This is a genomic window from Vibrio sp. 11-4(1) (assembly GCF_013048625.1).
Lineage (GTDB): Bacteria > Pseudomonadota > Gammaproteobacteria > Enterobacterales > Vibrionaceae > Vibrio > Vibrio diabolicus.
Genome location: NZ_VHSY01000025.1, coordinates 1 through 10,509, shown reverse-complemented (window position 1 = coordinate 10,509; position 10,509 = coordinate 1). Strand labels below are relative to the sequence as shown.

Below are 10,509 nucleotides of genomic sequence, written 5' to 3'. Positions count from 1 at the left end.
AGCGCAGACTTAGCGTGAGCATCAAGCGTACCGAGAACTACATTATTACAGTGATCACATACGTCTTTGATTACAGCTTCACCTTGTAATACTTTTTGCGCTTTTTCTCTCCAACCAATTGATTTACCATTACTTATACTGTCTTGGTACGCATAGACAAAAGCGGGCATGATATGCTCTCGCGTTAAAGTTTTATTTTGACTGCAATATATACAAATTGCCATCGTATCTCCTAATTGCTAACGCCCTGTTAAGGGGTGAGCAACGCAATACCAAAGCTGCCGCATGCCACCTTAAACACTAAAACCAACGCATAGTGAAAATGCCACGCGTTGCGAATCCCTCTTGAACAGTTTGTTAGTTTGCAAACCCAAAGCGTTGATTTTAAGTTATTTTAAACTTTGCAAACAACAAACTTTATGTGTTTTGATGCATTCAAGTCAGGCGTAGTCTCAAAGCGGGTACTCAATGAAACCACTTGGAACAAACAACGCCGCAGAAAACGAGCTCACAACACCAAAAAGTGTTTTTGGAAAACCAATCTCACAATGCGGACTTTCAACAAAGTCACTGAAACCACGTGAACTTTCCACACCAGAGAAAACGTCATTTCAGCGAGTAAAGCGGCTTTTGTACCAACCGTTGAAACGATGCCAATTTTGGATTTTCACCACGCTAGTTAACCCTGAAATTGAAAGCCAAAACGACAACTTAAACTTTGAGCTTTTACCACTAGATCTTGCGATATAGCTGCGTTTTTCCTCTTGCAAACTAACGCCGCATTAAGGTGTGAGCAACGCTACCACGAAACTAAACCTTACCACCGTAAACACAAAACCCAACGATGGAATGAAAAATGCCATGCGTTGGGAATCACTCTTAAATGCTTTGTTAGCTTAATATAGACTCAGGAGTGCTTTTTACTTTCCAGGCTTTTTACTCTTGCTTTGTACGCAAAATAAAAACCAACGAAGAAGAATGCATTCGTAGCCACGAGAGCCAATCCCGCAACCTCGGGTAAATTGTAGCCTGTTATCATTGAAAGAATATAGTACTGGGCACATGCAGCCATAACACACAAAGATAATGGACGAAGAAAAGTAGTACTCGGCGATAACTTTTCTTCAGAGAACATATACTGCATCAATAGCACATGCGAGAAATGAATTGTTGCCAATGACAATATCACTATTAGTATTAAAACTAGCATTACAAATCTTCCGGTTGAAGTAGACCTCTGCGAAGAAGCTCCTTCCGCGCATCTTTTGCATTTAAGTGTGTTTGATAAGCAATTACACTGACCATTACGACCAAGATTGCCGATGCTTTGCCTGCAACTTGTTTGGTCACTCCCAGTCTATTTGCAATCTGCGCAACTGGTGAGCTTGTAACTTGCTTTTTCAACTGAGTCGCAACCTCTTTGGAAGCACTTTTTACCCCTTGTTGCGCTGATGAAAGCAAAAATGCTGATATACCTGCTGCTGTGAGAGGGAGCGAGAAGTCTATGCCAAGACCTTTCAATATATTAGTCACATCCTTATTGGTATCAAAAAATTCTCTGAGCTCCCGATCAGAAAGTGACCATGAGAACCAGTATGGATTTGCAACCACTTGAGAAACTAAACCATATAGTGAAGCTTTCAACTGGCCATCGTTCAAAGCCAATATTAGCTTCAAAACTTCGGACTGTTTGTTCTTAGGTAACTCTCTATAAAGTACAATTCCTGTAATAATTGTAATTGCATTAGGCTCCTGTCTCATACGAGCTTCGTACTTTTCCATACCAATCAAATGCGTGTAGTACTTAACTGGATCTGCGGCAATTTTTGATTTGTGCACTCTCATAAAGCCTCCAATATAGATTTTGATAATGCTTAATACACTTATTGGAACTTGAGCACAAATATGCTTACTACTTTTTTGTTTAGTTTCACACAACATTGCAATTTATAAATAGCATAATTGCCTGACTACCTTGTTCATGAACTTAAATGTTAAGCTAACGCCCTGTTAAGGGGTGAGCAACGCAATACTGATGCCGCCGCATGCCGCCTTAAACACTAAAACCAACGCATAGTGAAAATGCCACGCGTTGCGAATCCCTCTTAAACAGTTTGTTATGAGCGTACTTACGTTGCCCACTTACCAGACAAAAAGTTTGAAACAAACGAGGATAAGCGCAACTGTGATAAGGCCAACCCAACCGATTGTTCGTGTTATTGTTTCCGGTGATTGTGTATTGAAATGAGGAAATAAAATGGCCCCAAAAGATAACAGTGGCACAAAACCATATAATTGCCCCATTTGTGATGACGTGCCCAAAGAGAAAGGCGGAACAAACAAATACAAAATCGTATACGCAATATAGGCAAGCATTGCAATACCGGCTTCCTTTACCTACCGACGTATCACTTTCTCCATACCAAAAGTAGAAACCCACAATGACACAAAAAACAGCCACACTGATCAACAGAACTATTCTCCTAATTATCCTTTAGCTCATAACGCCCTGCTAAGGGGTGAGCAACGCAATACAAAAGCCGCCGCATACCGCCTTAATCACTAAAACCAAAGCATAGTAAAAATGCCACGCGTTGCGAATCCCTCTTGAACAGTTTGTTATGTGCGAACTTCTAGCTTGTAGATGACTGCTCAGCAACACTAACTTTAGGCTCTTTCTCTGGCGTCGACCATTTGATGATTGCTCTAAGGTTCATTGAGAAAAAGATGATATTTGCAATTATCATTGCCACACTGCCAGTAAGATAACCAACTGCTACCCAACTAGTGTTACCGCACATCATTAAAATGAACCCGATTTTGTTCTTATTTCCAATTTGCCAAATTGCAAGAAACGTAAGTACCATTGCAACCCAGTCGATTCCATAGTACTGAAAATATTCCATTTCTCCTCCAAGCACATAACGCCCAATTAAGGTGTGAGGCACGCAATACCGAAGCCTCTGCATACCACCTTAAACACTAAAACCAACGCATACCAAAAATGCCACGCGTGCCGAATCACTCTTAAATTGTTTGTTATGGCGCAATTCTCAAAGAAGGCCACCTTGCTGACCACTCTTTTGAATTTACACGATTTTCAAAGGTTTCTCGTACCCTTTTAGGATTATATGTGACGCAGTAACTAAATAACGATTCAAAGCCAAAAGCAGCAATACACTCATACTGGTTCTCCCCTATCTGACGAACAGCAACCGCTGTTTCTTTTTCTGGCCAGTAGCTCATTGCATCCAACGAACTTTGATAAGGTTCATCACCATTACGCTCATGCATTGTCGCTTGATTACGCACTTGCCAGTTAAGCTTGGGCATGCGAGCTTTAAGAAGTACTTCGTAATCCAAGTAGGCATTGGCGTTAGATTCCGTCGGATCAAAGTAGATTACATCGACATCATTTAAAGGAGTCGGTTCGTTGAAGTAGTGCAATGAATCCCAAACTAAATTTCGAACGAAACCTGCTGCAATGTAGCATTGAGGCAAACCCAATTGGGACACATGATAAAGTGCCTCAACTCTGATTGGATCTTCTTTTATTAATTCTACGATTTTGTCCATTTTCGCCCTGCGCCATAACGCCGCGTTAAGGGGTGCCGGCACGCAATACAAAAGCTACCGCACAGCACCATAAACACTGAACTCAACGCATATTAAAAATGCCACGCTTGCCAAATCCCTCTTGAACGCTTTGTTATGTGAATTTTTTCAGAGTGCTCAATACACACAACCATTAAATTCAATGACTTGATCGCTTAAAGCATGACTGCCATTGTAAGACTTAACCATACCACCACGGTAGACAAACTGACTCCAAGTTTTCTGCTGTACGTCGAAGTAATGGATAGGCAAAACTAACTCCGAATACCCTGAGCTTCGATAAACATCTGGCTCATAAGAGAAGAGAAAAGAATGAGTTACCCCAAAAGACACTAAGCATCGATCGAGCTCTTTCACGATGACTTTAGCTAAGCCCAAACCACGCTTACTTGGTGTAATGGCAATACCACCAATTATGCCCCCTTTGAAGCTTATTGAGCCCTGCCTCATTAAACGACTATAAGCCAAACCAGTAGCGATAATCTGATCATCGTCTTCAATGAGAATTGCACAGACGAACTCACGATTGAAAATGAACATAGAATCTTGGCCAAAAACGGAGTTTAAATGAGCATTAAGTGCAGCTTCATAAGCCTCAATCTGACCACTTTTGACAACTGATATTTTCAAGATTGACTCCATTCACATAACGCCCTGTTAAGGGGTGAGCAACGCAATACCGAAGCCGCCGCATATCACCTTAAACACTAAAACCAACGCATAGTGAAAATGCCACGCGTTGCGAATCCCTCTTGAACAGTTTGTTATGTGCGTGGTTGAAACCTACTCTACACTTGGCTCCGGTAAAACTGGTGGTGTACTGTCCATATAAGTTAAAAAGTTTTCCCATAACTCGTGCGTTCTTTGCTTAGTTAACTTAGTTTTGCACGATATCGCCATAATTCCACGAATAGTTCCATCACGCCATTGCGTATAAACTGAATCACAGTGAGAGGACATATATGCTTGCCAATCTTGTTGAGCAAGCTTAATTGCTGCGATCAGTTCTGAGTCATGAGAGTTGTGCTCAAAGCTAGTGTTTAGATATTTGTCTAATTTAACTTGTGCTGACTCTAGTTCAATAGCAGCACATTGGTTTATCTCGATTATGGTCATCGCATTATTACAGTCAATGGACTCTTCTTCAGCAAGAGCACCAAGTGAAAGACTAGCTAATATGATGATTAGACACTTATTCATCGTTTTCTCCTAAAGCACATAACGCCCAATTAAGGTGTGAAGCACGCAATGACCAAGCCAACGCATAGCACTTCAACACCAAAAGCCACCGCATGCTAAAAATGCCACGCGTGCTGAATCACTCTTAAATTGTTTGTTATGTGCGAACAAGTCGCATTGGAACAAACCTTACGCCATCAACATTTTGCTCACCTTCTGTGGCAATAAAACCTTGAGACTCATAAAAGTTTAGCGCGTTAACAGACGCCCTCAATCTTACTTCACTGGACTCAGTAAGTGATAACAAATTGTCTAGCAACAGTTTGCCTAACCCTTTGTTTTGAAACTTAGTGTCAATGAAAAGATGAGTAATGTAATCATTTTCTCTCAACGCAGCAAAACCAATGACTTTGCTGTTTTCTATCAGCTTAAGGTTTTGAAACTTTGATTTATCAAATGTAGTTTCAACATCAGACCGCACTTTTGAAGAAAACATCGCCTGCCCTTCATTGCTGAAATGAGGGAGTATGTCTTTGTCGACAACGCGCTTAACCAAGTCAACCACTTGGAGAAAGTCAGATTCTTGAGTTTCTTCGATTCTCACGTTTATCTCCCTAGCACATAACGCCTTGCTAAGGTGTGAGTAACGCAATACAAAAGCTACCGCACGGCGCCTTAATCACCATAAGTCACCGCATAGTAAAAATGCCACGCGTTACGAATCACTCTTAAGCAATTTGTTAGTACATGCGCTACTTCTATTTATGCGCTCCAAGATATTGAAAACTGGCATAATATGAAAGGCTTTGAACACTGAAGTGAGACGGGCAGCTACAAAACTTTACCCCGATTGAAAGACGAAAGTTGGCTAGAAGAAAAACGCACTGAACTGCCCTACTTTCACTGGCTTCAAATTAGAAAAGGATTCGATCCTCGCACTTCGACGGCAATAGCAAAGAAAGACAACTCTGACTTCGTAAAAACCACGAAAGAGAAGAAGCGCCAAAGAAATAGGGTAAGAGTTAGACACCGTAAACGGTGAAATCAAAGCAAACACTCCGCATATAGTGCCACCGGAAAGAACGTGAAAGGTACAAACTGAAAGGTGTAAAGACGAGCACAGAAACAAATAAACACCAAAACTTATGACCTTTGATGTCAAACCCGTACTAACGCCGCATTAAGGTGTGAGCGGCGCTTGGCTATACTTGAGCGAAGCGAAACTGCCAAGCGTTGCGAATCACTCTTAAATGCTTTGTTAGGCGATTTTCGGTAGCGCTACTGTAGTCCTTATATTCTCGAGTGCTGATTTCATTCTCTGCTTTTGCATATCCAGCATATCAATGTCTGGAATTACTCGAAGTGCTTCTTGTTTAACCCAGTCAGGCATCGCTTCAGACTGTTCCACCTTACGCTTAGACTCTTCTTGGGCTTGTTCATTACAAATAAATATACTGTGCCAGCCACTATCTTCAATATGCTTAATCACCAAAGCAGGAACTACTGTTTCCACGTGTTCAATTATTGAGAGAAAATACTTTTCCGGAGCTTCATGGACTTGGTTGCCATTTCTATTAGTCACAGGGGTTGGAGCCAATATCAATGGGAAGTCATTCACAATATGCGCACTAGCTGTCAAGTTCATGCCTCTATGTACAACACTATTTCTCAGCTCTCGAAGGTAGTCGTAATATTTGGAGCCATCAATATGTTCGCCTCCCAACTCTGAATATAGTTTATCTCTAAATTCGTTTCGTAAGGGAGTGGCTTTATCGCACAACAACTCTGTTATGGACAATACAGATGACAGATACTGTGAGTAGTATTGTCTGTGTTCTTCTTGTGTATCTAGACTCATTGGGCATCGAATAGCGAGTGCATTTTTTAATGCCAAATTCTTCGATTTTACATACCACTCAATCGAAAATATTACTTCTGATGTTTCCATAATCCACCTTTCGCCTAACGCCGCATTAAGTGGTGAGCAACGCCTCCACCCAAGCTAAAGCATTGTACCCTAATCACTTTAGCCTATTTGAACTGAAAATGCTGAGCGTTGGGAATCCGTCTTAAATGCTTTGTTATGCCTTTGTCCCAGTCGGTTCGAAGAACTGCCAGAACTACTGTATCCCACCACTGTTCTTTGAAAAAGCGATGCTCTCTAAAGTGTCCTTCTTGACGCATACCTAAAGACTTACAGAGCTTAATTGCTGCTAGGTTCTTACTAATTGTCTCCGCATAGATACGGTGAACACACAACTCAGAAAAACCAAAGTCTGCTAGAGCTAAAGCCGCTTCATAGCTTAGTTTATGCCCTTGCGATGATCTTGAAAACGCACACCCCATTGAAGCTTGTTGATTGTCTTCCAAGCGCAAACAAACAGTCCCAATAAACTGCCTTGAATCCTTACATTCAACAGCTAGCTGATATGATTTTCTTGGTTCTTCAGAAGCCTGAGCTATAAACAAGTTTGTTAGCTCTTTATATTTATTAGGGTCACAATCACTTTCGTCATAGAAACGCTGATATTTAGCGTCCTGAGACATAGCAACAAAAGCACTTTCATCGCTCGGGTTCATATCCCGAATAATCAAACGCTTAGTCTCGATTTTAAACATCGAAAGTTCCTTTTTCATCGTGAGGCATAACGCCCAGTTAAGGGGTGAAGCACGCAATACCAAAACTACTGCATGGCACTTCAACACCGAAACCAACGCATACCAAAAATGCCACGCGTGCTGAATCCCTCTTGAACTGTTTGTTAGCACGCTGCCTTTAAAGCCGTTGATATACGCCAAGATATTGAAATATAGCACGAAACTGTTGGCTAAAAACACTGAAGCTAAACGAAAAGCTGTCAAACTTAAAATTAGCTTCAAGACGTAAGTTGGCTAGAAGAAAAACATGCTTAACTGCCCTTTTTTCACCAGTTTCCAATTAGCAAAGGATACGGGCTTAGGACTTTAACAGCAGCTTCAAAGAAACCTAGCTTTGACGAAAATATCTCAGTGCTAAAGAAACCACACCAGAGAAATCACCCAAAAGTTAGAAACCGTAAACGATGAAGTCAAAGCGAAACCTTGGCATATAGTGCCACCGGAGCGAACATTAAAGGCACATTTGATCAGGTGTAAAGCTAGGAATAGAAACCAATAAACACAGAAACTTTTAACCTTTGAATGCCAACCCAGTGCTAACGCCCTGTTAAGGTGTGAGTAACGCAATACCGAAGCTCCCGCATACCACCTTAATCACTAAAATCAACGCATAGTAAAAATGCCACGCGTTGCGAATCACTCTTAAACAGTTTGTTAGGCAATAGATTGCAAATTACTCATAAACGTTTCAAAAACTATACGACCTTTTTCTAAACTATCTGCATGGATTTTAAGATACTCACTTTCGTCTAACTCAAGGTCGAGTTCTTTGCGCACAGAAAGCAGTATATGTGGAGTTAAATCATTAACCCGAAAGAACTCTGACATACAACGCTTAGTAAACTTAAAATGCTCTTCATTTTGGACAGCCCAGTTGGCGTCAATTTCGGATGTGACTTGATCTCGATACTTACTTTCATTCTCGAAAGCTCGATTTATGCGTTCCCATGCACCTTCTTCTACAATGCCATCTAGATTCATGTTTTTCATAATCGTTAGACAGCGTTCGATTTCATCGTTGTGTTTTTTCCTGCAAGTTTCTAAGAACTCTATGTGAACCTTTCGGTTCATTAGCACACCTCGCTCAAGAAAAAGACTCATAAATGCAGCCCCGACTTCTCCAGTAAAGTTAGTTAAATTCTTTACCGTTTCCTCCGTGCCAACCAAAGTGATCTTGGTAATCTGAGCAGCATTCTCAGAAAAGGAATCCGCTATTATTTGATTTGGTATATCCAGGTTAGCCATAACAGCCAAAGATCCCTGATATTTAGTCAAAGCCTCTACGCTGTTGAGGTATACTTCTTTCTTAAGAAGCTTTTCTCTCTCAATTGAAGCTAACCTCAGTTGGTGATTACTTCTAACTTCTTCAAGCATCTCTGCATAACCAGATTTTACTTGTTCAACCTCGCTAGTAATTTCACCAATATCTTCTTTGGTCGCTAGATTTTTTGCTTTTTCTGAAAAATAGGAAGGCAAGTATGACTTCAATATAAAAAAGAGAAAACCAGCGCCTATGATTGCTCCGATACCAAAAACTCCAAACATCTGAAACAAGTCTTTTACGTCGCTAATACTCATTTTAACCTCTATTGCCTAACGCCGCATTAAGGTGTGAGCAGCGCTTGGCTATACTTGAGCGAAGCGAAACTGCCAAGCGTTGCGAATCACTCTTAAATGCCTTGTTAGGTTTATTGGCAAAGAAGTCTAATTGACCCCGACTTTTTGTCATATTCATGCCGAGGAATTAACAGTGGTACTTTTGAAAGTTCCACCTCCTCAGACTTTTGCCCCCACTTAACAGGTCGGCCAGTAGTGTCATAGTAAACTTGATTGTCATAGTCTATGAGGCCAGGTAGCCACTCAGTACCGAGATAATTTAAGTCTTCTGATTCATCATACCAATTAGAATTAATCAACGTAACAATGGCTCCATTAATGGGGCTACGATCATAGAAGACGAAGTACTTTGGAACTATTGAGCGTTCGACTTTGGAAATAAACTTGAGAGGATATTTGTCCTTAGGCCACCAAGCAGGATACTTTTCATCAAAATTGCTGCCTGCATGCTTTTTAGCTCTAGCTATTTCCTCATCGCTTCTTCGGTACACATTGACTCTCAATTCCCCTTGCTGAACTCTCACCATTTGTCCTGCTTTTAACCTATTTGATTGAATGACAGTTTCCGAGCAATATTCTGAATTTACTGGCTCACCGCTTGCTATAAACGATGCAAACATTGTTGTTAATACGAGAAATCTATTGATAGTCAACTCCTTAAACCTAACGCCTTGTTAAGGGGTGAGCAACGCAATACCAAAGCCGCCGCATACCACCTTAATCACCAAAACCAACGCATAGTAAAAATGCCACGCGTTGCGAATCCCTCTTGAACAATTTGTTATGTGAACATGCAAACTCAGTATCCAATATCTAGGATCAGAAGCAACGTTAATAAAAAAGGAGACCAGTACCATATGCTCCCTTTCCATTGACGAACTATTAAAGTTTGGTACAGCAAAGCGACAATTAATACTAGTTCTAGAAAAAGCTGGAAAGGAAAGAGCAACAATGAGTAAACCATCCCATACCCAGGAGCTTGGCCTGCTTCGCTAGGGTTACTCATTACACCGTCGATAAAGTACTCGAAATATAAGTAAATGAAATGGTTCAGTGTTAGTGCAACTAAAACAAACCTCACAATGCTGACGCTCCAAGTTTATGATTTGAAGTAGTATTTGTTCCAGTTCAGAAACTGTCGAGCATCATATTTTCATAAACTCGACATCAATCTCAGTTTTGTTCACATAACGCCCTGTTAAGGTGTGAGCAACGCAATACAAAGGTCACCGCATACCACCTTAAACACTAAAACCAACGCATAGTAAAAATGCCACGCGTTGCGAATCACTCTTAAACAGTTTGTTATACCACTTGGATTCAAGTACGAAGTGCGACACCTCTGAACATAAAAACAGTGAGATGCGATAATCATGAAGTTTGCTCCCGCCAAGAAGTAAAAAACATGAAATACACACACCTCACTGAGAACGAAAGGTA

The 10,509-nt window shown here is 40.9% G+C and carries 10 protein-coding genes and 2 pseudogenes; all 12 read right to left on the bottom strand.

Annotated features, from left to right (window positions below; all coding sequences use genetic code 11):
* Window positions 1-224, bottom strand: a pseudogene (locus tag FKN16_RS24435) (hypothetical protein); the annotation flags it as partial.
* A gap of 985 nt (window positions 225-1,209) precedes the next feature.
* Window positions 1,210-1,845, bottom strand: coding sequence for a hypothetical protein (locus FKN16_RS23495; protein ID WP_151514891.1), 636 nt, complete (start codon window positions 1,843-1,845; stop codon window positions 1,210-1,212).
* Between the two features lie 788 nt (window positions 1,846-2,633).
* Window positions 2,634-2,906: a nicotinamide mononucleotide transporter gene (locus FKN16_RS23480; RefSeq protein WP_005462157.1), complete on the bottom strand. Its 273-nt coding sequence runs from the start codon at window positions 2,904-2,906 to the stop codon at window positions 2,634-2,636.
* Window positions 2,907-3,039: 133 nt separating this feature from the next.
* Complete coding sequence (locus FKN16_RS23470; RefSeq protein ID WP_170903653.1) at window positions 3,040-3,576, bottom strand: nucleotidyltransferase family protein; 537 nt, start codon at window positions 3,574-3,576, stop codon at window positions 3,040-3,042.
* Between the two features lie 156 nt (window positions 3,577-3,732).
* Window positions 3,733-4,245, bottom strand: a complete 513-nt coding sequence (locus tag FKN16_RS23465; RefSeq protein ID WP_249370574.1) for a GNAT family N-acetyltransferase — start codon at window positions 4,243-4,245, stop codon at window positions 3,733-3,735.
* 153 nt (window positions 4,246-4,398) lie between these two features.
* Window positions 4,399-4,815, bottom strand: a complete 417-nt coding sequence (locus FKN16_RS23455) for a lysozyme inhibitor LprI family protein (RefSeq protein ID WP_137027298.1) — start codon at window positions 4,813-4,815, stop codon at window positions 4,399-4,401.
* Between the two features lie 136 nt (window positions 4,816-4,951).
* Window positions 4,952-5,398, bottom strand: a complete 447-nt coding sequence (locus FKN16_RS23450) for a GNAT family N-acetyltransferase (RefSeq protein WP_109170488.1) — start codon at window positions 5,396-5,398, stop codon at window positions 4,952-4,954.
* Window positions 5,399-6,052: 654 nt separating this feature from the next.
* Entirely contained in the window at window positions 6,053-6,742 is a 690-nt protein-coding gene (locus tag FKN16_RS23445) for a hypothetical protein (RefSeq protein WP_053807632.1), read from the bottom strand.
* Window positions 6,743-6,825: 83 nt separating this feature from the next.
* Complete coding sequence (locus FKN16_RS23440; protein ID WP_137009254.1) at window positions 6,826-7,413, bottom strand: GNAT family protein; 588 nt, start codon at window positions 7,411-7,413, stop codon at window positions 6,826-6,828.
* Between the two features lie 37 nt (window positions 7,414-7,450).
* Window positions 7,451-7,558, bottom strand: a pseudogene (locus tag FKN16_RS24650) (DUF3265 domain-containing protein); the annotation flags it as partial.
* A 548-nt stretch (window positions 7,559-8,106) separates the two neighbouring features.
* Window positions 8,107-9,030, bottom strand: a complete 924-nt coding sequence (locus tag FKN16_RS23425; RefSeq protein ID WP_170903651.1) for a chromosome partitioning protein ParA — start codon at window positions 9,028-9,030, stop codon at window positions 8,107-8,109.
* A 110-nt stretch (window positions 9,031-9,140) separates the two neighbouring features.
* Entirely contained in the window at window positions 9,141-9,722 is a 582-nt protein-coding gene (locus FKN16_RS23420) for a hypothetical protein (protein ID WP_249370573.1), read from the bottom strand.
* Window positions 9,723-10,509: the final 787 nt, after the last annotated feature.

Excerpts from the sequence above, each read along its gene's own strand:
- FKN16_RS23495 (WP_151514891.1), bottom strand. The coding sequence starts at position 1,845 with ATGAGAGTGCACAAATCAAAAATTGCCGCAGATCCAGTTAAGTACTAC.
- FKN16_RS23480 (WP_005462157.1), bottom strand. The coding sequence starts at position 2,906 with ATGGAATATTTTCAGTACTATGGAATCGACTGGGTTGCAATGGTACTT.
- FKN16_RS23470 (WP_170903653.1), bottom strand. The coding sequence starts at position 3,576 with ATGGACAAAATCGTAGAATTAATAAAAGAAGATCCAATCAGAGTTGAG.
- FKN16_RS23455 (WP_137027298.1), bottom strand. The coding sequence starts at position 4,815 with ATGAATAAGTGTCTAATCATCATATTAGCTAGTCTTTCACTTGGTGCT.
- FKN16_RS23445 (WP_053807632.1), bottom strand. The coding sequence starts at position 6,742 with ATGGAAACATCAGAAGTAATATTTTCGATTGAGTGGTATGTAAAATCG.
- FKN16_RS23440 (WP_137009254.1), bottom strand. The coding sequence starts at position 7,413 with ATGTTTAAAATCGAGACTAAGCGTTTGATTATTCGGGATATGAACCCG.
- FKN16_RS23425 (WP_170903651.1), bottom strand. The coding sequence starts at position 9,030 with ATGAGTATTAGCGACGTAAAAGACTTGTTTCAGATGTTTGGAGTTTTT.